The following is a 25215-nucleotide window of genomic DNA, read 5'->3' as shown; positions in this document are numbered from 1 at the left end:
TCGATCCTCGTTTTTTATTCAGCGGCGGTCCACCAGCGCATGCGCGATGGTGCCGAGATCGACATACTCGAGCTCGCTGCCGGCCGGCACGCCGCGCGCCAGCCGCGTGACCGTCAACCCGCGCTGCTTCAACGTTTCGCCGATGACGTGCGCCGTCGCCTCGCCTTCGGCCGTGAAGTTGGTCGCGAGGATCACCTCGGTCACCTTGCCGTCCAGCGCGCGGTCGAACAGCTTCTGCAAGCCGATGTCGAGCGGACCGATGCCGTCCAGCGGACTCAGGCGCCCCATCAGCACGAAGTAATAGCCACGGAATGCGCCGGTGCGTTCGAGTGCCGCTTGATCGGCCGGCGTCTCGATGACGCAAAGCTTGGTCGCGTCGCGGCGATCGTCGAGGCAGACGTTGCAGATCGGCGCTTCGGTGAAGGTATTGCAGCGCTCGCAATGCCGCACGGTCGAAGCCGCCTGCTGCAACGCGCGCGCCAGCACCTGCGTGCCGTCGCGATCGTGCTGCAGCAGATGGAATGCCATGCGCGAAGCCGACTTCACGCCGACGCCGGGCAGACGCCGGAGCGCCTGGATCAGCGCATCGAGCGAGCTTGAATCAGCCATTCGATCCTTCGCAGGATCAGAAAGGAAGCTTCATGCCGGCAGGCAGACCCGGCATTCCGGCGGTGAGCTTGCCCAGCTTCTGCTCGCTGGTTTCCTCGGCCTTGCGCACGGCCGCGTTGAAGGCAGCGGCGACCAGGTCTTCGAGCATGTCCTTGTCGTCGGCCAGCAGGCTCGGATCGATGGTGATGCGCTTCACGTCGTGCTTGCAGGTCATGACGACCTTCACCAGACCGGCGCCCGACTCGCCTTCGACCTCGATCGTGGCCAGCTCGTCCTGCGCCTTCTTGAGGTTGTCCTGCATGGCCTGCGCCTGCTTCATGAGGCCGGCGAGTTGTCCTTTGTTGAACATGGGTGATCCTGGATTAAAAAAAATTAGTTGAAAGGGTTGGGTGTAGATCAGGTCGGCCGCAGCGTGCCCGGGACGATCTTCGCATCCCAGTCGCGCATCATCGACTGCACGTCCGGGTCGGCATGAATGGCTTCCTCGGCGGCACGTTGACGGGCGTCGGCTGCCAGCTTGTTGCGGCGCGCCGGGCTGTCCGAAACACCGCCGGGCTCGCCGACCTCGATCGTTATTCTGACCTCATGGCCGAGCACGGCCAGCGCAGCCTGCAACTTGTCGCGGCTTGCCGGCTGGTTGAGCGTCTCGCGCTCCACGCGCAGCAGCCACTGGTCGAGTTCGCGCGTGACGAGCTGCGATTGCAGCGCGAGCTCGCGGCACAGCGCGGTGATGGTTTCAGCGACGATCAGTTGCGTGACCGTGGCATGCCAGAAGTCGCCGTGTTCGCTGGGCGGCATCTCCGGATTCGCCACCACGTTGACGGCACTCAATGCGCGTGCACCGGCTGGCGGCTGCACGCGAACGGGCATCGCGAGCATCTGTCCGGCTGAAGCTTCGGGTGCCGGTGATGCGGCCAGCGCGACGGGCGCGGGCGCGGGAGAAGTAGCAGGAGCCGGAGCAGCGGTTTCGCGCACGACGAGCCGTTGCGCGGGTGGCGCAATCACCGGAGCGGACCGAACGCCGATCGCTGCCAGTGCTGCTGCCGGCGCTTCATTCAGAGTTTTTTTTTCCGCGGAGCCGGGCTGGCGTGTGTCGGTCGGTGCCGCATTCGTGCTGGACGGCTTGAAAGCCAGCAACCGCAACAGCACCATCGTCAGTGCCGCGTATTCGTCGGGTGCCAGACCCAGTTCACCGCGCCCGTGCAGACACAGGCTGTAGAGCAATTGCGTTTCATCCGGCGGCATCGTCATGGCGAGACGCTCGGTTTCGGCGGCGTCCGGGTCGATATCGCCGTTGTTGCCGCTGGCTCCGACACGCGACGGCACGGCCTGAAGCACTGCCATCGTCTGCAGAACCGACGTCATTTCTTCCAGCGTCGACGCCGCGCCGATGCCGTCGCGGCGCAGCAACTCCGAAGTTTCGACGACCGTCTTGCCGTCGCCGCGCGCCAGTGCATCGATCAGCGCGAACACCTGACTGCGATCGGCGCTGCCGAGCATCTGGCGTACGCCGCCTTCGAGCAGCGTTCCGTTGCCGAAAGCAATCGCCTGATCGGTCAGCGACAACGCATCGCGCATCGACCCGCGGGCGGCGCGGGAGATCAGCCGCAGCGCCTGCGCTTCCGCCTCGACATGCTCGGCCGCCAGCACCTGCGTCAGGTGCTCCAGTACCGTTTCGGGCGCCATCGGCCGCAGGTTGAACTGCAGGCAGCGCGACAGCACGGTGACCGGCACCTTCTGCGGATCGGTCGTCGCGAGCACGAACTTGAGGTATTCCGGCGGCTCTTCCAGCGTCTTCAGCATCGCGTTGAACGCGGTGTTGGTCAGCATGTGCACTTCGTCGATCATGAAGACCTTGAAGCGCCCCTGCACCGGTTTGTAGACCGCCTGTTCGAGCAGCGACTGCACCTCGTCGACGCCGCGATTGGAGGCCGCATCGAGCTCGGTGTAGTCGACGAAGCGGCCCGAATCGATGTCGACGCAAGCCTGGCAGACGCCGCAAGGCGAAGCGGTGATGCCGCCCTGCCCGTCGGCGCCCTGGCAATTGAGCGATTTGGCAAGAATGCGCGACACCGTCGTCTTACCGACGCCGCGCGTGCCGGTGAACAGGTAGGCGTGATGCAGGCGCTGGGTGGTCAGCGCATTCGACAGCGCCTGGACAACATGCTCCTGACCGACCATTTCTTCGAAATTTCGGGGCCGGTATTTGCGGGCAAGCACGAGATAGGACATTGATTCGATTTTACGTGCGCGCCGGAGTCCGCCTCGGGAGTACCGACACGCAGCGGCGATGTCGGACCTCGATCCGGGGACTTGTGCGACTGGTTTAGAATTGGGGCTGACGGGCCTCCCCGCATGGTGAAGCGGCCAACCGGGTCAGGTGGGGAACCAAGCAGCCCTAACTGCGTAGTCAGTGCCGGGGGTAAGGCTCGTCAACCTTCACCGATGTTTGTCACTCCATGCATGGAGTGAACAGGCATCTCGAATCAAAGTCTTCTGCTCCGCAGACAGTCCTTCGATATCCATCCCTCGCATCCAGGCCGGCCGCTCCGGCAGGCAACCATCGGATGACGGCTTCCAATTCGACGACATCGCACGCCACGTCCCACTGCGGCCGCGCAGTTACAAATGCGTCAAAGTTTACATTCTTGCCACAGGAAAAGTGAACTAAAGACCTACATAGGTTTCTAAAATGTGTACTTTTTACACACATTCTTCCTATGAGCGCTTTGCCAAATCGACTGAGAGCTTCACTTGCTTGTCTCGCTTGCGCTGCGCTCGTGGCTGCCTGCGGTGGTGGAGGAAGCGATTCCAGCGGAACGCCTGCCGCGAGCAGCACGACCGTGGTGACCACTTCACCTGCGTCAGCACAAACCGCGCCAACCGGCACGACTGCGGTGACGACTGCGACAACTGCGACGACTGCCACAACCACGACGACAACGACCGCGACGAGCGGCGGCGACGCGGTTCAGCCTGCCGCGCAGACGCCTGTCGCCGTCGCAACCTCGTCGCCGCTTCTGGCTCTCGCCAAGACCGCTGCCGGATCGGCGCCGACGTCCGTCGCAGCGATACCGACGCGCGCGGGTCCCGCTCCGACGCTTCTCGCGTCGGGCTTCATCCCGTCGTGGCCTTATCAGCGCTATTGGCTCTCGGGAGACGGCCGGAACAACGGCAGCGGTACGACCGCCGACAATCCGCGCCTCGATACGGTGGCCTTCATCTACAACTTCGCGAAGTGGGCGAAGCGACCCGCCGGAATCAGCAACAACTTCAACGACGGCAGCAAAGCCGATTACTGGACCACTGGAGCGGACTACGGTAACTCGCCGGCCTACATCGGCATCCGGACCAACTCCCGGTACGTTGCCATGCCGTCGCAATCGTTCTGCTACATGTCGCTCGTCGTGGACGGGAAGATTATTGTTCCCGGCGTGGACTACAAGGAAAACAATCAATACGCGGTCTGGGATCTGGGCACCAACGCCGATCGAAATCTCGTTTTCGTCGGCGACTCGGGCGCATGGATTTCCGAAGTCGTGATCGAAACCGGGGCCACCATCGCGCCCTACGACTTCACCGCGAGCCAGCCGGTGACGATGTCGTTCACGGGCGACAGCTTTCTCGGTCATCAGGCCATCGAAGAAACCGGCCTGAGCTTCATCGAAATGCAGGCCAGGTTGCTTGGCGCCAGCGCCACCACCGCGACGCACATCGGAGGTTCCGGCTACCGTGCAGACACCGACGCAGATCCGCTCACGCGGGCATCTTCCGCGCCGCGAATGGCTCGTTTCACCGAAGCCAAGCCGACAATCATGATGGTGGAGCTGGGCATCAACGACCCGTGGCCCGGTACCGGACCGACGACGACGGAATCCATGAAGACGGTGCTCCAGGGCGCCCGCACGGCAAATCCGGACGGCGTGCTGGTAGTGCTGGGCCCGTGGGGTCCCAAGGAGTTCGACGCGACCAACGTGAACGGCACTTACATAGCACGCATGAACGCGATTTCGGCCATCGTCGAAACCCTTCCCGGACCGTGGGTCGTGCTGGACAACCTCCGCGGCAGCTGGAAGACCAGCAAGGGAACCGTTCGCGGCGCCGTGCGTGGTCCATGGCAGACCGGAAACGGCAACGCGGGCGCGCCAACCGGCATCGGCAACGGCGACACATGGCTGAACGCCGACGGCGTCCACCCGTCGACACCCGTGGGAATCACAGGTCTGGCCGAAGTACTCACGTTCGAACTGCGGGCCGCACTGGCCTCGATGTAAAAATTCCTCGCTGCGATGCGCGAATCAGGCTTCCAGCTTCGCCAGCAGCGTCTCGGTCAGCGCCACTGTCCTGTGTTCCATCGCAGAGACGTGGTACGCGCCGAGAGCGAAACCCTCGTAGCTGATCGCCGCCACTGCGAAATGCTCGCTCAAAGCCGTCGCGGCGTCGTGCAGGCATTCGGCGATCGAACGCATCCCCTCCAGAACATGGCGCTCGTGCGAGCGACCGATGCTGACGCTGTAGTTAAAATAACAGTCGGCGATCTTCCAGATATCGACGTGCGGGTACATCCGGGACTCTTTCTCAATCTTTCATTTTGATGAAATTCGAGCAAAAAATCACGTCAGCCGCAAGCACTACCTTTGACGCGGAATCAGTTCGTTTCAGACACGAAAAGTAGTCTTTTGGCCGCAGTCGCACCGCTGGCCATGCTGGCGGTCATCAGATAGCCGCCGGTAGGCGCTTCCCAGTCGAGCATTTCGCCAGCCACGTACACACCCGGCATGGCCTTGACCATCTGCCGCTCGTCGAGGGCATCGAAACGCACGCCGCCTGCGCTGCTGATGGCTTCGGCGATGGGGCGTGCGGCTTTGAGGCGGATCGGGACGGACTTGATCGCTGCGGCGAGCTGTGCCGGATCGTTCATCGCGTCGCGCGACAGCGCCTCGTACAGCACCCCGGCCTTCACACCCTCCAGGCCCAATCGGCTCTTCAGGTGACTGCTGAGCGAGCGCGATCCGCGCGGATGCAGCACAGCGGCCAGCACCTGTTCGGACGAGCGATCAGGCAGCAGATCGAGCGTGAACGTCGCCTCGCCCTTTGCCGTGATCTCGTCACGCAACAGGCCGGAAACGGCGTAGATCAGGCTGCCCTCGACACCGGTCGCCGTTGCCACAAACTCGCCCTTGCGCGCGAAAGCCCTGCCCTGCGAATCGGTGAACGAAACCGCCACCGACTTGAACGGATGTCCGGCGAAGCGCTCGACGAAATGCGCGCTCCAGTCGAGGTCGAAGCCGCAATTGGCCGGCAGCAGCGGATCGACGACGACGCCGCGCGCCTGCAGCCAAGGCACCCAGGCGCCATCCGATCCCAATCGCGGCCAGCTGGCGCCGCCGAGCGCCAGAACCACGGCGCGCACCTGTTGCTGCACCGGGCCGGAAGGTGTCTCGAAATGCAGCGCCGTCGGCCCGGTTTCGGCAGTCGGCCAGCCGAGCCAGCGATGACGCATGTGGAATCGGACGCCGGCCGCACGCAGCCGCTGCAGCCAGGCGCGCAGCAACGGCGCCGCCTTCATGTCGGTGGGAAAGATGCGGCCCGAAGTACCGACGAACGTTTCGATGCCCAATCCGCGCGCCCATTCGCGCATCTGCTCGGGTCCGAAAGCCTGCAACATCGGCTCGATGGCGGCTCTCCGGTCGCCGAAACGGCTGGCGAAGATGTCGAAAGGTTCAGAATGCGTGAGGTTCAGGCCGCCGCGTCCGGCCAGCAGGAACTTGCGTCCGACCGAAGGCATGGCGTCGTAGACGTGGACCTGCACGCCGGCAGCGCTCAAGACTTCGGCGGCCATCAGGCCTGCGGGACCGCCGCCGATCACGGCGACAGCGTCGCCGGGGGAAGAAACATTCATTCGATGGTTACCAGTTCGCCCTGTCCCGTGAGGAATGCGAGATGCACGACCTCCCCGGGACAGGCGGTTTGCACGGCTGCGCGATAACGCTGCAACTGTGCGATCAATGAGGCGTCGCGCTCGGGGCGCGCCGCGGATTTGTAGTCGAGCACCCACCAGGCGCCGGTTTCGCGCCGACGAACCAGGCGGTCGATGCGCAGGATCTGCCCTTCGTGGACGAGCGCGACTTCGTTGCCCTGCCAGTCGAGCGCATCGGCATCCCAGGCCCAGGCGCCCTTGCCGACGCGAATGCGCTCGGCCGATTTCGCGGCACGCCTGGCGGTCGACACGTCGATCGCGAATTCGCGTGCCGCCGCACGAACCTGCGATGCGCTCAATGCGATACCGGGAACGGCCCATTCGAGCAGCCGGTGCATGGCCTGGCCGAAAGCCGACGAAGCGGCGTCGACTGCCGGCTCGAAGTCGGCTATGGCAGGCGGCCTCTCCACGTCCGCGTCAGGAACGACGACAGGTGCGCGCATGAGTCCGAAATGGCCGGCCAAAAGCGTATTCGCCTGCCCGGACAGATCGACCAGCGGTTCCTCGGCCAGCACCGGCTCGCAATGCGCTTCGAGCTGCGTCCACCAGCTTCCCTCGTTGGCTCGCGCGGGTTGCACCGCCGACAGCACCAGCCGCTCGCGGGCACGTGTCGTCGCGACATACAGGCCATTGAGTTCTTCCCGCAGACGCGCGGCCTGCTCTTCGACAAGCAGAGGAGCAGCGCAACCGGGTGGCGACTTCTCGCTCGCCATGAAGACGAAGCGCCGCGGCCGCTCTTCGTCGCCCTTCCATTCGACCAGCACGCCCATCGTCTGCGAGCGCGGCGCCGCGGCATCGCTGTCCAGCAAGAGGACGTTGTCGGCTTCCAGCCCCTTGGCGCCGTGGACGGTGAGCAGACGAACCGCGTCCGGCGCGGCCACAGTCGGCGCACGCACGCCGCCAGCGCGCAGCGACCGGACGAAGGCGTACGGCGTCGTGAAACGCGCGCCATCGATTTCGAGCGATGCGCTGAGCAAGCCGCGCAGGTTCGCCAGCACGGTTTCGCGCAGCGCAGGCGGTGCGGCGGCGCCGAAACGGGCCATCACGTCGCCGTCGTGGTAGATCGCGTCGAGCGCGTCGTGCGGCGGCAGTGCAGCCAGCCAGCCTTTCCAGCGCAACAGCTTTTTGCCGACGGCTTCCAGTGCAGCCTGGGCTTCTGTTCCGGTGTCGGTGTCGGTGTTGGCGTCATCGTCGCCTTGCATCAACGTGAACCAGTTCATCGCCGGCCGTTCGCGCTTCATGAGCGCGAGACGAACCAGCGCGTCATCGTCGATGCCGAACAGCGGCGACTTGAGCGCGCGCGCCAGCGAAAGATCGTGTCCCGGCGACACCAGCGCATCGACCAGCGCGACCATGTCCTGCACCTCCGGCGCGTCGTACAGGTCGTTCTTCTCGGGCTGCTGCGTGGCGATGCGGCGGTCGCGCAAGGCGTCCTGCAGCGCGGAAAGCCGGCTGCGGCGACGCGCCAGCACCATGATCTGCCGCGGCGGCGTGCCGTCGGCGATGCGCTCGGCCACCCATCGCGCGGCCTGTTCGCATTCGAGCTGCAGCAGGCGGGTTTCAGGAAGTATGCGGGGCGTTGTCAGGCTGTCGCGCCAGCGCAGTTCGCCGTCTTCGGAAAGCGCGCCCTGCCCCGCAGCCAGCCGCTCGACCGCGTCGCGCGGGATCTGCGGCAGCTTCTGCACGGCGCCGTCGTCCGTGCGCTCGGTGCTGTGATCGCGGAACCCTTCGAAGCGATTCAGCGCCTGCGCCGCGCCCATTGCTTCGTTCACCAGCCCGACGACGTTGCGCGCATTGCGGTGCGTGTGGTCGCAGGTGAGGAATTCGCCGCCGAGCCCTTCGCGGATGAAGCGCCGCGCGGCAATGAAAACCTGCGGCTCGGCGCGGCGGAAACGGTAGATGCTCTGCTTCGGATCGCCGACGATGAACACGCTCGGCGCCTTCGCTCCCGCGCCGACGTAGCCGCTCAACCAGCCGTGCAGCGCCTGCCACTGCAGCGGATTCGTGTCCTGGAATTCGTCGATCAGCAGATGCGCCACGCGCGCATCGAGCCGTTCCTGCACCCAGCCAGACAGCGCGGACTGGCTCAGCAGCAACTGCGCTGCCTGCTCGATGTCGTTCATGTCGATCCAGCCGTGCGCCCGCTTGACCTGCGCGAAGGCGTCGACAAGCAGCCGCGTCAGCCGTGTCATGCGCTGCTGGTAGAGCCAGGCGGCATGCTGGGCCTGCGCGGCGCAGAGCAACTGCAGCTCGACTTCGGCTTCCTGCGCCGCTTCGTATTTCTTCAGATGCTGGGTGAGCCGGTCATCGGTCGCGACGAAGAATGCCTTGCGCAGCCGTGCCAGCGCAGCCGGACGCTCGTCCATCGACGGCACGCCGGCGCCGAACACGTCGATCACCGCTTCGGCCGCTTTCTGCGGCGTCTTGTTGTTCTCGCGGCCCAGCGCCGATGCACGCGCCAGCCATTGCGTACGGACCGACTCGGCGCCCAGCGCATCGACCGGCGAGCGCAAGCCGTCGAGCGCCGCGTACATCGCGCCGAACGGCTGCACGTGCGAAGCGGCATCGCTCAACGTGAACTCGACGCGGCGCGTCAGCGCTTCGCCGAGCGCCTTGGCCGTCTGCGAACGTCCGTAGGTGGCGACGAGCGCCTGATAATCGTCCAGCGCATCGGCGTCGGCGGACACGGCCTCGAAGAATGGGCGCCAGGCATGAAGTCGCGCCTCGGAATCGTCTTCCAGCAATTCGTAGGTCGCGGGCAGCCCGAGCGAGCGCAACGCCGCGATCGGCGCGTTGCGAAGCAGTCCGGCGAACCATGCGTGGAACGTGCGGAATTGCACCGGCCGACCGCCTTCGAGCAGCTTTCGATACAGCCCCTGCAGACGTGGCGCAGCGGCAGCCGCAGCGACCGGGTCAAGCCCGCGAACCGTCAGTTCTTCGATCAGCGTCTCCGGCGCGCGACCGGCAAAGTCGGCCAGCCACTGGTCGAGCCGCTCACCCATCTCGCCGGCGGCCTTCTTGGTGAAGGTGATGGCCAGGATCTCATGCGGCTCGCAGGCGTTGTCGCCTTCGTCGAGGAGCGCGCGCACGATGCGCGACACCAGCATCCATGTCTTGCCCGCGCCGGCGCAGGCCTCGACGGCGACGCTGCGGCGCGGGTCGCAGGCGACGCGATAGAACGCGGGGCGCGTCACGGGCGCGCCGTTGTGCTCGTAGGCGGGTGCTTCGGCGACGCGCAGCGGTGCGAGATCCCGTGTGGCTTCTGCCGGGGCATGCGCGAAAACGATCGGCTTCATCGCCGGAGCCGTCGGATCGTTATCCTGCGCACCCCAGAAATCCTTGCGGCACAGACCGCGCGCAGCGCAGTGCTCGCACACCATGCCTTCGCCCAGCGCGGGCAACGGCGCGCCTTCGGCGATCCGTGCGAAATCGTCCATCAGGCCGGCGACCAGCACGTCGCGTGCTGCAACGACTTCGACCTGCTCGATGGTCCTGGTGCCCGACGATTTTTCGCCGACGTTCACATAGGCCGCACGCAGCGTGTCGTCGGCGACCAGCGCGGCGTAGAACGCCAGCTGCGTGTCTTCGGTCGGATCCTTGATCCGCTCCTGCGTGGTGGCTGTCGATTCGGTCTTGTAGTCGATGACGAAGGCACGACCATCCGGCGTCCGGTCGATGCGGTCGAGCCGGCCGACGAGTTGCAGCGTGCCGAGCGGCTGCTCTTTCCAGGGCTCGGATTCGACGAATTCGGCACCCGTGGCCTCATGGCTGCGCAGCCAGTCGAGATAGCCGTCGCGTACCGCCGGCCAGGCTGCGGCGAAGGGCAGGAATTCGGCCTCGCCAAGCGCGTATTCGCGGGTGGCGCGCTCGGCTGCAGCCTCCATGTAGGCCAGACGCACATCGGCTTCGTTTGCCGGACCGTCCTTCAGCGCGTCGTGGAAGTAACCGAGTACCGCGTGCAGCCAGTTCCCGAAGTCGCGCTTGTCGATCTCGGATTCGATCTCGTCGGCATTGCGCAGGCCAAGCTGGCGCAGCGCGAAGAAGCGGTACGGACAGCGGCGCAGGTCTTCGTAGACGCTGGTGGAGATGTTCTTCAACGGCAATGCTGCGCCGCTCGGCAGCGGGCGAGCGGTCGGCGCAAGGGCAATGTCCTCGATGCGACGAGGTTCGATGCCCGGCACGACGCCGCCATCGAGGCGCAGCGCCTGCAGCAGCGGGCTCGCGCGCACCGGTTCGCCGCTGGCATCGGCTTCGCGCCACGACAGTTCGCAATTCGGCTGACCCAGCGCCAGCGCCCAGGCATTGCGTTGCGCCAGTTCAAGCGCTTCGCGCTGCGGAAGACCGAGCGCCTCGCGTTGCGCGCGGGTCCAGCTGCCGGGCGGTTCCGGCGAGGCGGGAAGACGTTTTTCGTCGCAGCCGGGCATCACCACGGCGCCGAATGCGCGGCCGAGCAGTTGCTGGATCGGCAGCACGACGACGCGCGGCGCGACAGCGTTGTCGGCGACGACGAAGCTGCCGGCTTCGAGCACGTCGCGGACCCAGGCGATGAAATCGCCGAGCGTGATCTTTCCGCCGCCGAAAACGGCACCGTCCGATGCTTCGTGGTCGACATCCGCATCCAGCCAAAGCGCGGTGACGACGCGCATGCCGGCACGGTCGGCCGCAAGCGCTTTCCAGGCGCCGGTCGTTTCGAGCAGATGGCGGAGGTCGCGCAGCCATCCGTCGAGCGTTCGCGACCTGGCGAGCCCGGCGCGCTGCGCTTCGATGGTGGCGGTGAACGCGATCGTTGCGGCATCTTCGGGCCGGTCGCTGCGGCCGATGAAACGACTCCAGCGTCGCCACTCGCGCAAGCCTTCGCGGCGCAGTCGAGCTTCGAGCACGTCGACCGCATGCGAATCGGTTTCGACCAGTCCCTTGAGCCAGTCGAGCACCTGGTCGCTGGTGGCCTCGTGGCCGCAAGCGCGCAAGGCGCCCATCAACGTGGCCGCGGCGCGCGTGGTAGACAGCTTCCAGCCGGTTTCGTCGTGCGTGACCACACCCTGCGCGGCGAGTTGGGCGCTGATGCGACGGGTGAGCGCGCGATCGGTCGCGACGAGTGCAACGGGCGCATGACCTTCGGCGATCTGGCGAAGCACGCAGGCGGCGGCCAGTTCGGCTTCGTCTTCGGGATCGGTCGCGGAATGCAGTGTCGCGACAGGTTGTGCGGACGTCGAATCGCCGACGACCAGCGGCAGATGAGCCACCGCGTCGCGCATCTCCCATAGTTCGCAAAGCTTCAGCGTCAGCGGATCGGGCTGCAGGCCGTCCAGCACGATCAGCAGATCGGCCTGTGCGCCGACGGCAGCGCCCATGAGCACGTCGGTCGCGTAGGCCGAGTTGGCCGCCCATGCGAGCGCAATCGCATTCAGAGCGCCCTCGGTACGGAACCATTCGACATCGCCGTCGACGCGCAGCGCGGCGTAGATGGGCAACGCCCATTCGCTGCGCGCGTCCGGCATCTGCGCGGCAGCCATGGGCGCAATCTGATAGGCGAGCTCGACCAGCCGGCCGGCCAGCGCCTGACGCTCGACCGAGAAGCCGGACTGCGCAAGCAGGCCTTGCGCGGTGACGAGATCGCGGGCCATGTCGAAGGCGATGTCGTGCGCCGCCGGCGCGAACCCACCCGAACTGCGCGCCCAGTTGCGGGTCGTTTCGAAGCGCGGCGCAAAACCGGCGCGGCCGCAGTGCGTCCACATCGCGCGCGCCACGCCCATGAGTTGTGCGAACGGCACCAGCACGACGACGCGCGCCGCATTGACGCCGCGTGCGTCGAGCGTCTGCACGATGCGCGCGACGATGCCGTTGTCCGGATCGCACCACAGACGGTGCGCGGGATGATCGGCGGGAGGGAGGTTCATCGGGGGCCGTGGAATCGTTGGGGAATGTTCGAGGCGCGCAAACTTCGAGAGGTTCGGCTATCGGGCTCATAGGCGGGCGCGGTCAACGGCGCCGAGGCCTTTCTGTCACAATGACAAGTACTTTAGCCGCACCCCCAAACACGGCTTCCCACAGTGATCAACGGCGTATCAAAGCGCTCCAAGGACACCCTCATGGCCAGCGAACTCATCAAACACATTTCCGATTCCTCCTTCGAAGCCGACGTGCTCAAGTCCGGCAAGCCGGTGCTGGTGGACTACTGGGCAGAGTGGTGCGGTCCTTGCAAGATGATCGCGCCGATCCTTGACGAAGTCTCCGCCACGTATGAAGGCAAGCTGCAGGTCGCCAAGATGAACGTCGACGAAAACCGCGACATTCCGGCCAAGTTCGGCATCCGCGGCATCCCGACGCTGATGCTGTTCAAGGACGGACAGCTGGCCGCCACCAAGGTCGGCGCCATGAGCAAGGCGCAACTCACGGCCTTCATCGATCAGCAACTCGCCTGATCGACTTTGGAATTGAAAGCCGGCGCGCAATGCGCTGGCCTTCCGATTTTTCCTGTCATAATTCTTTCCAGATCGCCGGCTTGCCCGGTTTGAGTTCCCCGGTTCAAGAGGCAGTTCTCGCCTCTTCATCAACCTCCCCCCGTTTCTCGTTCGACAACACCCCGCAAGGGGTCGCTCCATGCACTTAAACGAACTCAAGGCACTCCACGTGTCTGAAGTCCTCAAGCAGGCCGAAGCCCTTGAGATCGAAAACACCGGCCGCATGCGCAAGCAGGAGCTGATGTTCGCGATCATCAAGAAGCGCGCGAAGGCCGGCGAACAGGTCTTTGCCGACGGCGTTCTCGAAATCCTGCCCGACGGCTTCGGTTTCCTGCGCAGCCCCGACACCAGCTTCACTGCCAGCACCGACGACATCTACATCTCGCCGAGCCAGGTGCGCCGCTTCAATCTGCACACCGGCGACATGGTCGAAGGCGAAGTGCGCACGCCGAAGGACGGCGAGCGCTACTTCGCGCTGACCAAGCTGGATGCCGTCAACGGCGGCCCGCCCGAGCAGAACAAGCACAAGGTGATGTTCGAGAATCTGACGCCGCTGTTCCCCAAGGAACAGATGAAGCTCGAACGCGACGGCATCAAGGGTGAAGAAAACATCACCGGCCGGATCATCGACATCATCGCGCCCATCGGCAAAGGCCAGCGCGCGCTGCTCGTGGCACCGCCCAAGAGCGGCAAGACGGTGATGATGCAGCACATCGCCCACGCGATCAGCGCCAACTATCCCGACGTCCACATGATGGTGCTGCTCATCGACGAGCGCCCTGAAGAAGTGACCGAGATGCAGCGCACCGTCAAGGGCGAAGTCATCGCTTCGACCTTCGACGAACCCGCCGCCCGCCACGTGCACGTCGCCGAAATGGTGATCGAGCGTGCCAAGCGCCTGGTCGAACTCAAGAAGGATGTCGTGATCCTGCTGGACTCGATCACCCGTCTGGCCCGCGCCTACAACAACGTCGTGCCTTCGTCGGGCAAGGTGCTGACCGGCGGCGTCGACTCTAACGCACTGCAGCGTCCCAAGCGCTTCCTCGGCGCCGCGCGCAATGTCGAGGAAGGCGGTTCGCTGACCATCATCGGCACCGCGCTGATCGATACCGGCAGCCGCATGGACGAAGTGATCTTCGAAGAGTTCAAGGGCACCGGCAACTCCGAAATCCACCTGGACCGCCGCCTGTATGAAAAGCGTGTGTTCCCGTCGATCCAGCTCAGCCGCAGCGGCACCCGTCGCGAAGAGTTGCTGCTGGCGCCGGAGATCCTGCAAAAGACACGCATCCTTCGCCAGCTCATGTACAACATGGACGAGATCGAGTCGATGGAGCTGATGCTCAAGAACATGAAGGCGACGAAGACCAATGTCGAATTCTTCGACATGATGCGTCGCGGGGGCTGAGAACCCCTCCCGCCCGCGCGTTATGCGATAATCGTGGGCTTCGCGAAAAGTGCGGCTGGACGGCGTGTCCGGTCGGTGGCTCTCGCAACGAAACTTAAGGAAATACCATGGCAAAAGAAGGCATCCACCCCAATTACCGCGAAATCCTGTTCGTCGACATGTCGAACGGTTTCAAGTTCGTGACCCGTTCGTGCGCAAACACGAAGGAAATGGGCAAGACGGACGACGGCCGCGAGCTGCCCCTGTACAAGCTCGACACCACCAGCGAATCGCATCCGTTCTACACCGGCACCCAGAAGTCGGTGAATGACATGGGCGGCCGTGTCGAACGTTTCCGCAATCGTTTCGGCAAGGGCAGCACGACGCCTGCTGCGACCACGGCCGAAGCAGACGCCAAGTAAAGCCGACGCCAGGAGCCAACGCTTCGCGTCAAGGGCAGCCCGGTTTACCGCGCTGCCCTTTTTCTTTGCCAGATCCTCCCAAGACAGCCGACATCCATTGAGCCAACCGACGCCCGCCATCGTTGCCCAGAGCGCCGTTCGCCGCTTGCCTCGCTTCGCATTGCTGCTGCTCTGCGCTGCATACCTGATGCCGGGGCTGATTGGCCGCGGCCCCTGGAAAAGTGCCGACATCACCGCTTTCGGCTACATGGCCGAACTCGCGCGCACCACCGAAGGCCTCGCACGCTGGCTCGACCCGATGCTGCTCGGCATCCGACCGGAGACGCCGTCGCTGCTGCCTTACTGGATCGGCGCGCTGGCGATCAAGCTGGCGCCGTCATGGCTCCATCCCGACCTGGCGGTGCGAATCGCATTTGCGTTGCTGCTGTGGGGTGTCTTCATGGCGTCCTGGTATGCGGCTTATTTTCTGGCGCGCACGCCGCGCGCCCAGCCTGTCGCGTTCGCGTTCGGCGGCGAGGCGAAGCCGACCGACTACGCGCGCGCCATCGCCGACGGCGCGCTGCTCGCACTGATCGCCTGCCTGGGACTGGCGCAGCTCGGCCATGAAACGACGCCGGCACTCGCGCAGCTCTTTTTTGCCACGCACATGCTGTACGGCGTGGCGGCCATGCCCTATCAGCGTCGCGGTGCGATCTTCGCGCTGGTGATCGGCACCTTCGGCATGTCGCTCAGCGGTGCGCCGACGATCGGGCTGACGTTGGGCCTCGGCAGCGCCATGCTGATCGTCCTGGGTGGCCGCAAGACGGCGATGGCGGCAGAAGATCCGTTCGACACCCACTACGGCGAAGTCGTCGGCGACATGCGCGGGTACTCGGCAAGAGACCCGCTTCTGATCGCCGGCATCGCCGTCCTCGCCGCCCTGCTCGTGATTTCCCTGGGTCTGTGGCATCTGCAGATCGCGTTGCCGGGCATGAATCCGAACAAGACGCTGGCAAGCGACCTGCGAAGCCTTGCGAAGCTGATGCTCTGGTTCACGTGGCCGGCATGGCCGCTGGCGATGTGGACGCTTTGGCGCTGGCGCGGCCAGCTCATGGCGCGTCACGTCGCTTTGCCCTTGCTGTTCGCCCTGGTGCCCGTCGCGGCCACATGGACCACCGACTTTTCCGACCGTTCGCTGCTGCTCGCCCTCCCCGCCGTCGCCATGCTGGCCGCATTCGCGCTGCCGACCTTGCGTCGCAGCGTTGCGGCGCTGGTCGACTGGTTCACCCTGCTTTTCTTCAGCAGTGCGGCCTTCGTCATCTGGGGTTACTGGATCGCGATGCAGACCGGATTTCCACCCAAGATGGCAGCCAGCGTGGCGCGCCTGACACCCGGATTCGTCCCGCAGTTCTCGTGGCTCACGCTGATCTTCGCGCTGGCGGCGACGCTCGCCTGGTGCTGGCTGGTGCGCTGGCGCACCGGCCGCCATCAGGCCGCGCTGTGGAAATCGCTGGTGCTGCCCGGCGGCGGCGCGGCGCTCTGCTGGTTGCTGGGCACGACCTTGTGGCTTCCGGCGCTCGACTACGCGCTCAGCTATGCGCCGCAGGTCCGGGCCGTTTCGGAACGGATCGCGCAGGGCGAGGCAGCGAAGCATCCGGACGGCCAGCCGGGATCGCAGCCCTGCGTCACATTGCTGGGCGTCGGCCGCGCGCACATCGCGGCGCTGCGCTATCACGGTCAATTCGATTTGCAACCGATGGCACTGCGAAACGGCTGCGATTGGATGCTGGTCGGACCCGACGCGATCTCGCGCGTTCGCGAAGTCGCGAGTTTCGACCAGTGGTCGCTGGTGGGCACGATGCGTCGCCCAAGCAGCGCCAGCGACGATCTGCTGCTTTTCCAGCGCGGCGGCAGCTGAGCCGACCGATGCCCGACGAAGCGCCGATGCCGGCGACCGTGGCGCCTTCCATCCCGAACGCAATACGAAACGAGCGCCGCATCATCGCGGGCCAAGCCGGCACCGTGCTGGTGGGTCAGCTGGCCGTGATGGCGTTCGGCGTGATCGACACCATCATTGCCGGCCGCTATGCAGAAGACGCGCTCGCGGCGCTGTCGGTCGGCGCTGCGATCTTCGTCACGGTGTTCGTCTCGCTGATGGGCGTTCTTCAGGCGCTGCTCCCGATATGGGCCGAACTCCATGGCGGTCGACGAAGCGCCGAGGTCGGCTCCTCGGTAAGGCAATCGCTTTATCTGTGCGGCGCAGCCGTCGTGGCGGGTATGGCTGTGCTGCTCCTGCCCGGACAGTTGCTGCAATGGACCGGCGTTCCGGATGCGATGCGGATCAGCGTCGAGCGATACCTGGCCGTGCTGGCGTTCGCACTGCCGCCCGTGCTGCTGTTCCGGCTTTTCAGCACGCTCAACCAGAGCCTCGGAAAACCGAAGCTGGTGACCTGGCTGCAGTTGGGTGCGCTGGCAATCAAGCTGCCGCTATCGATCTGGCTCACCTTCGGCGGCGCCGGCATGCCGGCAATGGGCCTGGAGGGTTGCGCCTCGGCAAGCCTGGTCGTCAACTGGGCGCTGCTCGGAAGCGCTGTCTGGGTATTGAGGCGCCAACCGTTCTACGCTGCCTACGGACTCTGGAAGAAGGTGGAAGCACCAGACTGGAAACAGCTCGGACGGTTCCTCCGCCTGGGCGTGCCGGCCGGCCTGGCAGTGCTTGTCGAAGTGACGTCTTTCACACTGATGGCGCTCTTCATCGCACGGCTCGGCACCGCCTCGGCAGCGGCGCACCAGATCGCGTCCAGCCTCACATCCGTCGCCTACATGTTCCCGCTGTCGCTAGCCATCGCGACCAGCGCACGCGTGAGCTTCTGGCTCGGTGCGGGCGACCCGGCAGCGGCGCGGCGCGCATGTCGCAAGGGTTTCGAGATGACCCTCGCATGCGCTCTCGCATGGGCGGGTGCGATGGTGCTGTTTCGCTGGCAGTTCGCCGGGCTCTATTCGGATCGCTCGGCCGTCGTCGCGGTCGCAGCGACGCTGCTGCTCGCTACCGCCGGCTATCACATCGCAGACGCCATCCAGACGCTCTGCGTTTTCGTGCTGCGCTGCTACCGCGTGACCGTCGCTCCGCTGCTGCTGTATTGCACGCTGTTGTGGGGCGTCGGCCTCGGCGGCAGCTACGTGCTGGCCTATCGCGGTCTGGGGCCGTGGCCGGCCCAGCAATCGCCGCTCGCCTTCTGGCTGATGAGCGCCGTGGCCTTGGCGGTGACGGCACTTCTTTTCATTGCGCTGCTCTGGCGCGCCGTGCATCCGGCACGACACCGAAACGCGTGAACGATCTCAGGCCGAAGCGCCCAGCCCCCGGCTGCTGACAATCGACATCGCATTGCCCGCGATCGGCCGTGCAGGCCGCAAACGTGCGACCGGGAACAGCAGCGCGAACCGCGAACCCTTCCCGACCGTGCTCTCGATCCTGAATTCGGCACCGTGGCGTTGCGCGACATGCTTCACGATCGCCAGCCCCAGCCCGGTTCCGCCAGTCTCGCGCGACCGGCTGCGATCGACGCGATAGAAGCGCTCGGTCAGCCTCGGTATATGTTCCGCCGCGATACCGGGACCGCTGTCCCGCACGGCGAACTCGGCACGGCCGTCCGGCAGTGTCCGCCATGTCACGGCAATCTCGCCGCCGCCCGGCGTGTAGCGGATCGCATTGCTCAGCAGATTCGACATCGCGCTCAGCAATTCGGTCGCCGCCCCCGCGATCTCCTGGTCGGCATCGACGGTAAACGTCAACCGGTGCCCGAGTTTGGGCGCCAGCCGGGCCGACAGCCCGCGCCCTTCGTCTTCGCACTGCGCCAGCAAACCTCGCGCGCGCGTCCAGTGGCCGAGCGTCGGCGCAGCGCTGCCTTCGAGACGCGACAGCGTCAGCAGATCGTTCACCAGTGTTTCCATGCGATGCGACTGCTGCGCCATCAGCGCGAGGTAACGGGAACGCTCTTCGACGTCGAGCGGCAGGGTCTGCAGCGTCTCGACAAATCCGGCCAGCACGGTCAGGGGTGTGCGGATCTCATGCGAGACGTTGGCGACGAAGTCGCGGCGCATCGCCTCGGCCTGTTCGAGCGACGTGATGTCGCGCGTGAGCAGCATGCGGCGGTTGCCCGCGTACGGATGCACCTGCACCGACACCCGCACCGGATGATTGGAGGGCCCGTGGCGCGCGTGGGTGGCGTCGATGACCACGTCTCGGCTGTAGTTCCAGGACGCCAGGTAGGCCACGAAGGCAGGATCCCGCACCAGGTTGGCCATGTGCTGCAGCATGTCTCGCTCGGCATCGATGCCGAACTGCCCGGCCGCCGTCTGGTTGCACCATTCGATGCGGCCCTGCTCGTCGAGCAGCACCACGCCATTGGGCGATGCCTGGATGGCGGCAAGGAACTCCTGCAGCCGCTCCTGCGCCTGCCGGGTCTGCTGTTCGCGCTCTCTCAGCAATTTGCGGATGCGGTCGGCCAGCTCGCCCCAGATACCGCCGCCGCGCGGAGAGAGCCCTGCTGCGTCGGTCCGCAGCACCTTCATCAGCCGCTGCGCGCGCCATATGTCGAGTGCGATCCAGAGCGCGGCGCCGCACCAGGCGCCCCAGCCCGCGGCATGCGCTCCGAAGACACTCGCCATGAGGATGCTGCCTGCGAGTGAGGCGAGAAGAAACGAAGCGACGCGAAAAGGCATGCGGCAAGATTAGCCGAGGTCGGCCGGGGAGGATTCGACTGACTTCAGACGGTGGCCTGCGCCGTCAGGCGATAGCCGGCACCGCGCACGGTTTCGATCATCGGCGCCGCTGCGCCGAGCGATTCGCGCAAGCGCTTCACGTGCACGTCGACCGTCCGCTCCTCGATGTACACGTGGTCGCCCCACACCTTGTCGAGCAGCTGCGCTCGGCTGTGCACGCGCTCGGCGTGTTGCATCAGGTAGCCCAGCAACTTGAACTCGGTCGGTCCGACCTTCAGCGGACCACCCTGCCACGTCACGCGATGCGTCGCGGTATCGAGCGCCAGTTCGCCGATTTCCACCCGCTCGGTCACCGCTTCGGGCGCGCGACGGCGCAACACTGCGCGAATGCGCGCCAGCATTTCCTGCGTCGAGAACGGCTTGGTGATGTAGTCGTCGGCGCCCGCGTCGAGCCCCGCCACCTTGTCCGGCTCGTCGCCGCGCGCCGTCAGCATCAGGATCGGAATCGCCTTGGTGCGCGGATCCTTCCGCCACTGCCGCGCCAGCTGCAACCCGCTCTGCCCCGGCAGCATCCAGTCCAGCAGGATCAGGTCCGGAACCAGCGTATCGATCTCGCGCTGCGCCGACACCCCGTCCTCCGACCAGATCGGATCGAACCCGTTGTGCCGCAGATTCACCGCGATCAGCTCGGCGATCGAGGATTCGTCTTCAACGATCAGGACGCGAGGTTTTTTCATAAGCTACTTTCAAAATGCACCGCCCGACTTAACGGCCAGTTCTCAAGACACCGCGGAACGGGCTTTGCCCGGCCGCCAGTGTCGCCCCTGATGAGGGGTAGGCGCTGCGACACGAAGTGCGCAAGCCTGGGGTCGAGTCACAACAGAGCGGATTCGATCTCTTCCATCGACGTGTGGCGCACATCCGCACCCTTGACGATGTAGATGATGAACTCCGCGATGTTCTTCGCATGATCGCCGATCCGTTCGATGGCCTTGGCCAGGAACAGCAGGTCGAGGCTCGCGGAGATGGTGCGCGGGTCTTCCATCATGTAGGTGACGAGTTTGCGCACGAAACCGTCGAATTCCTTGTCGATCAGGTCGTCCTCTTTCAGGATCGTCAGCGCAGCCGCGGTGTCGAGCCGGGCGAAAGCGTCCAGCGCCTTGCGCAGCAGTCCCGAAGCCAGATCGGCGGCGATCCGCAGATCGGTCGACGGCAAAGCACGCGCGTTCCCGCTTTCGATGATCGACTTCACCATGCGCGCGATCTTGTTGGCCTCGTCGCCGACGCGTTCCAGATTGGCGGTCGTCTTGCTGATGGCGATCAGCAGGCGCAGGTCGCGTGCGGTCGGCTGGCGGCGCGCGATGATCGACGACAGCTCGCGGTCGATCTCGATTTCCATCGCGTTGACGCGAATTTCGGTCTCGATCACGCGGTCGGCTGCGTCGGTATCGAACTGGGCCAGCGCATAGACCGCCTGGACGATCTGAGACTCGACCATACCGCCGAGTTCCATCACGCGCGACGAAACGCCGTTGAGTTCGCTGTCGAACTGGCTGGACAAATGCTTTTCGGTCATGGTGCTACCTATCAATGAATTCAGTCGTGAACACCGCGGAACCGGCTTTGCCGGGCCGCTGGTGTTGCCCCCGGAGGGGGTTGGCGAAGCGACACGAAGTGCGCGAAGACTGGGGGCGAGCCATATTTCTAGCCGAAACGGCCCGTTATGTAGTCTTCGGTTTCCTTGCGCTGCGGCTTGAAGAACATCTGCTCCGTCGCGCCGAATTCGATCAGGTCGCCGAGATACATATAAGCCGTGAAGTCGCTGCAGCGGGCGGCCTGCTGCATGTTGTGCGTCACGATGACGACCGTGTATTCGCTCTTCAGCTCGGCGATCAGTTCCTCGATCTTGGCCGTCGAGATCGGGTCCAGCGCGGAGCACGGCTCGTCGAGCAGCAGCACTTCGGGCTTGATCGCGATGCCGCGCGCGATGCACAGGCGCTGCTGCTGACCGCCGGAGAGACCGGAGCCGCTCTGCTGCAGCTTGTCGCGCACTTCGGTCCAGAGCGCGGCCTTCTTGAGCGCCCACTCGATGCGGTCGTCCATGTCGCTCGCGCTCAGGTTCTCGAACAGCTTCACGCCGAAGGCGATGTTGTCGTAGATCGACATCGGGAACGGCGTCGGCTTCTGGAAGACCATGCCGATCTTGGCGCGGATCAGGGCCACGTCCTGCTTGGACGTCAGCAGGTTCTCGCCGTCGAGCGAGATCGTGCCTTCGGCGCGCTGCTCCGGATACAGCTCGAACATGCGGTTGAACGTGCGCAGCAAGGTCGATTTGCCGCAGCCCGACGGGCCGATGAAGGCCGTGACCTTGTTCTCGGGAATCTCGAGATTGATGCCTTTCAGGGCGTGGAACTTGCCGTAGTAGAAGTTCAGGTCCTTGACCGAGAGCTTCGAGCGAAGCGGCGGCGGTGCAATGGTGGTCGGCATGGTGTGTTTACCCGCTTTCGGTTCGTGTTAGTGCTTGTTGCGGGTCACGACCCGCGCCAGGATGTTGAGTGCCAGGACGGCGACGGTGATGAGAAAGACACCGGCCCATGCCAGCTTCTGCCAGTTCTCGTACGGGCTCATCGCGAACTTGAAGATCGTCACCGGCAGGCTGGCCATCGGCTGGCTCACGTCGGCGGTCCAGAACTGGTTGTTCAGCGCGGTGAAGAGCAGCGGCGCGGTCTCGCCGGCGATGCGGGCAACGGCCAGCAGGATGCCGGTCACGACACCGGCGCGTGCGGCGCGCAGCGTGATGCTCATGATGACCTTCCACTTCGGCGTGCCGAGCGCGTAGGCGGCCTCGCGCAGACCCGGCGGCACCAGTTGCAGCATGTTCTCGGTGGTGCGGATCACGACCGGAATCACGATCAGCGCCAGAGACAGCGCACCGGCCAGGCCCGAGAACGACTTGAAGTACGCCACGACCACCGCATACACGAACAGGCCGATCACGATCGACGGTGCCGACAGCAGGATGTCGTTGACGAAGCGCGTCACCGCGGCAAGCCAGCCCTTGGGGTCGTATTCGGCCAGGTAGATGCCGGCCATGATGCCGATCGGCGTGCCGACGAAAGTCGCCAGGCCGACCATCACGAACGATCCGAAGATCGCGTTGGCGATGCCGCCGACTTCGTTCGGCGGCGGCGTCATTTCGGTAAAGGTCGCGATCGCGATGCCGCCGATGCCTTGGCGCAGCGTTTCCCAGAGGATCCACATGAGCCAGAACACGCCGAAGGCCATGGCGGCCAGCGAAAGTGCGAGAGCGAGCTGATTGACGCGCTTGCGGCTGGCGAAGCGCGCGGCGCGCGTCTCGTGGAGCTTGCGGGCGCTGAGAAGGCGTTCTGCAGTGGTCATGATTTCGTGCCTTCGCTTTTCTTCATGCGCTGGAGCAGAACCTTGGAGAGCGTCAGCACGACGAAGGTGATGAAGAACAGGACGAGTCCGAGATACATCAGCGCTGCCTGGTGCAGGCCTGCGCCGGCTTCGGCGAATTCGTTGGCGAGTGCCGAGGTGATGCTGTTGGCAGCCTCGAAGACCGACGGCGAATTCAGCTGGTTCATGTTGCCGATCACGAAGGTCACGGCCATCGTCTCGCCGAGCGCCCGGCCGAGGCCGAGCATGATGCCGCCGATGACGCCGGCCTTGGTGTACGGCAGCACGACCTTGGAAACCACTTCCCAGGTCGTCGAGCCGAGTCCGTAGGCCGATTCCTTGAGCAGCGGCGGCGTGACTTCGAACACATCGCGCATCACCGAAGCGATGAACGGAATGATCATGATCGCCAGGATGATGCCGGCCGACAGGATGCCGATACCCACCGGCGGACCCGATACCAGCGCGCCGAGATAGGGCACGCCGTCGAAGAGCCGTTGCAGCGGTTGCTGCACATAGGTCGCGAGGATCGGCCCGAACACGAGCAGACCCCACATGCCGTAGACGATCGAAGGCACGGCCGCCAGAAGCTCGATGGCGGTGCCCAGAGGGCGCTTGAGCCAGGCCGGCGACATTTCGGTCAGGAACAGCGCGATGCCGAAGCTGACCGGCACGGCGATGAGCAGCGCGATCGCCGACGTCATCAGCGTGCCGTAGATCATGACCAGGCCGCCGTACTCTTCCTGCACAGGGTCCCAGACGCTGCTGGTGAGAAAGCCGAGACCGTACTTGGCGATGGCGGGCCAGGCGCCGACGATGAGCGAAGCCAGGATGCCGATCAGCAGTGCCAACGTCAGCAGCGCAGCGCCCCTGGCGGCCATGCCGAACAGGCGGTCGGTCGCGGCGCCGGTGCGCGGACGCTTTGCCGGCGGCGGAGTCGCCGTCGCGCGGTTGCGGTCGGCAGAGGCAGCCGATGCAGCAGAAACAGGAAATGTGGATGACACGGGTCGCTCCAGGGGGTCTGGGGAAGGGATCGGCGCGTCGTTCAGCTCACGGGGAAGCGAGGGGCTGGACATGCGGCGCGCCGGTCGTTTCTGCTTGGCTTACTTGAACGCGACAGGCTTGCCCGACGCGTCCTTGATCTCGCCCCAGGCCTTGCCGATGGTGGCCTTCACGCTGTCGGGCATCGGCACGTAGTCGAGGTCGGCAGCCGTCTTGTCGCCGCTCTTGTAGACCCAGTCGAAGAACTTCAGCACGGCGGTGGCGCTGGCCGGCTTGTCCTGCACCTTGTGCATCAGGATGAAGGTGCCGGTCGTGATGGGCCACGAATCCTTGCCCGGCTTGTTGTTCAGGATCTGATAGAAGGTCTTGTCCCAGTCGGCGCCTGCAGTGGCGGCCTTGAAGGTGTCGTCATCCGGGGAAACGAAATTTCCGGCCTGGTTCTGCAACTGGGCATAGGCCATCTTGTTCTGCTTGACGTAGGCGTATTCGACGTAACCGATCGAGTTCGGCAGGCGTCCGACGAATGCGGCGACGCCTTCGTTGCCCTTGCCGCCCGCGCCGGTCGGCCAGTTCACGGCCGTGCCTTCGCCGACCTTGGACTTCCATTCCGGATTGACCTGGCTCAGGTAGTTGGTGAAGGCGAAGCTGGTGCCCGAACCGTCGGCGCGGCGCACCGGCGCGATGGTGGCATCAGGCAATGCCAGCGAACCGTTGAGCGCCTTGATGGCCGGGTCGTTCCACTTGGTGATCTTGCCGAGATAGATGTCGCCGAGCACCTGGCCGCTGAGCTTGAGTTCGCCCGGCTTGACGCCCTGGATGTTGACGACCGGCACGACGCCGCCGACCACGGTCGGGAACTGGATCAGGCCCTTGGCCTGCAGTTCTTCGTCTTTCAGAGGTGCGTCGGAAGCGCCGAAATCGACCGTCTTGGCTTCGATCTGCTTCAGGCCCGCACCGGAACCGACGGATTGATAGTTGATCTTGACGCCGGTGGCCTTGTTGTAATCCGATGCCCACTTGGCATAGAGCGGTGCCGGGAAGCTTGCGCCAGCGCCCGTGATGTCTTGAGCGAGAGCAGGGACTTGGGCGAAAGCGGCGGCGAAAAGGCCGGCTGCTGCGAATTTGAAGGTCGTTTTCATGAGGCTTCCTTGGTGGAGAGGTGCTGCCGGACTGTAGGAAGCTTGTGTGACATCGATATGACACCGCTTTCGACGCCGTCACACAACCGTCACAAGGGCG

Annotated in this window: 19 protein-coding genes, 1 other RNA gene and 1 pseudogene; 7 read left to right on the top strand and 14 right to left on the bottom strand. The window is 65.0% G+C overall.

Annotated features, from left to right (window positions below):
* Positions 1–18: 18 nt before the first annotated feature.
* Genes recR through dnaX form a run of 3 tightly spaced genes read right to left on the bottom strand, consistent with a single transcriptional unit; the run spans position 19 to position 2841 of the window.
* Positions 19–609 carry a recombination mediator RecR gene (gene recR / locus ACSFA3_RS00380; protein WP_435503425.1) on the bottom strand — a complete coding sequence of 197 codons (591 nt, stop codon included), beginning with the start codon at positions 607–609 and terminating at the stop codon, positions 19–21.
* A gap of 16 nt (positions 610–625) precedes the next feature.
* Positions 626–958: a YbaB/EbfC family nucleoid-associated protein gene (locus ACSFA3_RS00375; RefSeq protein ID WP_435503424.1), complete on the bottom strand. Its 333-nt coding sequence runs from the start codon at positions 956–958 to the stop codon at positions 626–628.
* 47 nt (positions 959–1005) lie between these two features.
* Complete coding sequence (gene dnaX, locus ACSFA3_RS00370; protein WP_435503423.1) at positions 1006–2841, bottom strand: DNA polymerase III subunit gamma/tau; 1836 nt, start codon at positions 2839–2841, stop codon at positions 1006–1008.
* Between the two features lie 108 nt (positions 2842–2949).
* Between dnaX and ffs the strand changes: the two genes are divergently transcribed.
* Positions 2950–3046: signal recognition particle sRNA small type (ffs, locus tag ACSFA3_RS00365), an RNA gene on the top strand.
* 460 nt (positions 3047–3506) lie between these two features.
* Positions 3507–4883, top strand: a complete 1377-nt coding sequence (locus tag ACSFA3_RS00360; protein WP_435503422.1) for an SGNH/GDSL hydrolase family protein — start codon at positions 3507–3509, stop codon at positions 4881–4883.
* Positions 4884–4907: 24 nt separating this feature from the next.
* Here ACSFA3_RS00360 and ACSFA3_RS00355 read toward each other — a convergent pair whose 3' ends face one another.
* From ACSFA3_RS00355 to ACSFA3_RS00340, 4 genes and pseudogenes are all read right to left on the bottom strand, one after another.
* A complete protein-coding gene (locus tag ACSFA3_RS00355; RefSeq protein ID WP_435503421.1) occupies positions 4908–5174 on the bottom strand; it encodes a hypothetical protein in 267 nt (88 codons plus the stop codon).
* 83 nt (positions 5175–5257) lie between these two features.
* Positions 5258–6511, bottom strand: coding sequence for a TIGR03862 family flavoprotein (locus tag ACSFA3_RS00350; RefSeq protein WP_435503420.1), 1254 nt, complete (start codon positions 6509–6511; stop codon positions 5258–5260).
* Positions 6508–9885 (bottom strand): UvrD-helicase domain-containing protein, encoded by a 3378-nt coding sequence (locus tag ACSFA3_RS00345; protein WP_435504914.1) that lies wholly within the window; start codon positions 9883–9885, stop codon positions 6508–6510. The genes ACSFA3_RS00350 and ACSFA3_RS00345 overlap by 4 nt, the downstream gene beginning before the upstream one ends.
* Positions 9886–9942: 57 nt before the next feature.
* A pseudogene (locus ACSFA3_RS00340) lies at positions 9943–11013 on the bottom strand (RecB family exonuclease); the annotation flags it as partial.
* 1665 nt (positions 11014–12678) lie between these two features.
* Between ACSFA3_RS00340 and trxA the strand changes: the two are divergent.
* The 5 genes from trxA to ACSFA3_RS00315 all read left to right on the top strand — a co-directional run bounded on the left by trxA (position 12679) and on the right by ACSFA3_RS00315 (position 18168).
* Positions 12679–13011 (top strand): thioredoxin TrxA, encoded by a 333-nt coding sequence (trxA, locus tag ACSFA3_RS00335; protein WP_435503419.1) that lies wholly within the window; start codon positions 12679–12681, stop codon positions 13009–13011.
* A 178-nt stretch (positions 13012–13189) separates the two neighbouring features.
* Positions 13190–14455 carry a transcription termination factor Rho gene (rho, locus tag ACSFA3_RS00330; RefSeq protein WP_435503418.1) on the top strand — a complete coding sequence of 422 codons (1266 nt, stop codon included), beginning with the start codon at positions 13190–13192 and terminating at the stop codon, positions 14453–14455.
* A gap of 107 nt (positions 14456–14562) precedes the next feature.
* The gene (locus ACSFA3_RS00325) at positions 14563–14856 is read left to right on the top strand and encodes a type B 50S ribosomal protein L31 (protein ID WP_435503417.1); all 294 of its coding nucleotides are present in this window, start codon (positions 14563–14565) and stop codon (positions 14854–14856) included.
* 97 nt (positions 14857–14953) lie between these two features.
* Positions 14954–16753: a hypothetical protein gene (locus tag ACSFA3_RS00320; RefSeq protein WP_435503416.1), complete on the top strand. Its 1800-nt coding sequence runs from the start codon at positions 14954–14956 to the stop codon at positions 16751–16753.
* A gap of 26 nt (positions 16754–16779) precedes the next feature.
* Positions 16780–18168 carry an MATE family efflux transporter gene (locus ACSFA3_RS00315; protein ID WP_435504913.1) on the top strand — a complete coding sequence of 463 codons (1389 nt, stop codon included), beginning with the start codon at positions 16780–16782 and terminating at the stop codon, positions 18166–18168.
* A 6-nt stretch (positions 18169–18174) separates the two neighbouring features.
* Here the strand turns inward: ACSFA3_RS00315 and phoR are convergent, their stop codons facing one another.
* The 7 genes from phoR to pstS all read right to left on the bottom strand — a co-directional run bounded on the left by phoR (position 18175) and on the right by pstS (position 25115).
* A complete protein-coding gene (gene phoR / locus ACSFA3_RS00310) occupies positions 18175–19557 on the bottom strand; it encodes a phosphate regulon sensor histidine kinase PhoR (RefSeq protein WP_435503415.1) in 1383 nt (460 codons plus the stop codon).
* Positions 19558–19601: 44 nt separating this feature from the next.
* A complete protein-coding gene (gene phoB / locus ACSFA3_RS00305; protein WP_435503414.1) occupies positions 19602–20294 on the bottom strand; it encodes a phosphate regulon transcriptional regulator PhoB in 693 nt (230 codons plus the stop codon).
* A gap of 137 nt (positions 20295–20431) precedes the next feature.
* Positions 20432–21133: a phosphate signaling complex protein PhoU gene (gene phoU, locus ACSFA3_RS00300; RefSeq protein ID WP_435503413.1), complete on the bottom strand. Its 702-nt coding sequence runs from the start codon at positions 21131–21133 to the stop codon at positions 20432–20434.
* A 128-nt stretch (positions 21134–21261) separates the two neighbouring features.
* Positions 21262–22044: a phosphate ABC transporter ATP-binding protein PstB gene (gene pstB, locus ACSFA3_RS00295; protein WP_435503412.1), complete on the bottom strand. Its 783-nt coding sequence runs from the start codon at positions 22042–22044 to the stop codon at positions 21262–21264.
* 27 nt (positions 22045–22071) lie between these two features.
* Entirely contained in the window at positions 22072–22956 is an 885-nt protein-coding gene (gene pstA / locus ACSFA3_RS00290) for a phosphate ABC transporter permease PstA (RefSeq protein WP_435503411.1), read from the bottom strand.
* Positions 22953–24050, bottom strand: a complete 1098-nt coding sequence (gene pstC, locus ACSFA3_RS00285; protein WP_435503410.1) for a phosphate ABC transporter permease subunit PstC — start codon at positions 24048–24050, stop codon at positions 22953–22955. The genes pstA and pstC overlap by 4 nt, the downstream gene beginning before the upstream one ends.
* A 27-nt stretch (positions 24051–24077) precedes the next feature.
* Positions 24078–25115, bottom strand: a complete 1038-nt coding sequence (gene pstS / locus ACSFA3_RS00280; protein WP_435503409.1) for a phosphate ABC transporter substrate-binding protein PstS — start codon at positions 25113–25115, stop codon at positions 24078–24080.
* Positions 25116–25215: the final 100 nt, after the last annotated feature.

Origin of the sequence: Variovorax glucosi (assembly GCF_051216695.1) — a bacterium.
Classification (GTDB): Bacteria; Pseudomonadota; Gammaproteobacteria; order Burkholderiales; family Burkholderiaceae_C; genus Variovorax.
This window is presented reverse-complemented; position numbering and strand designations above follow the sequence as displayed.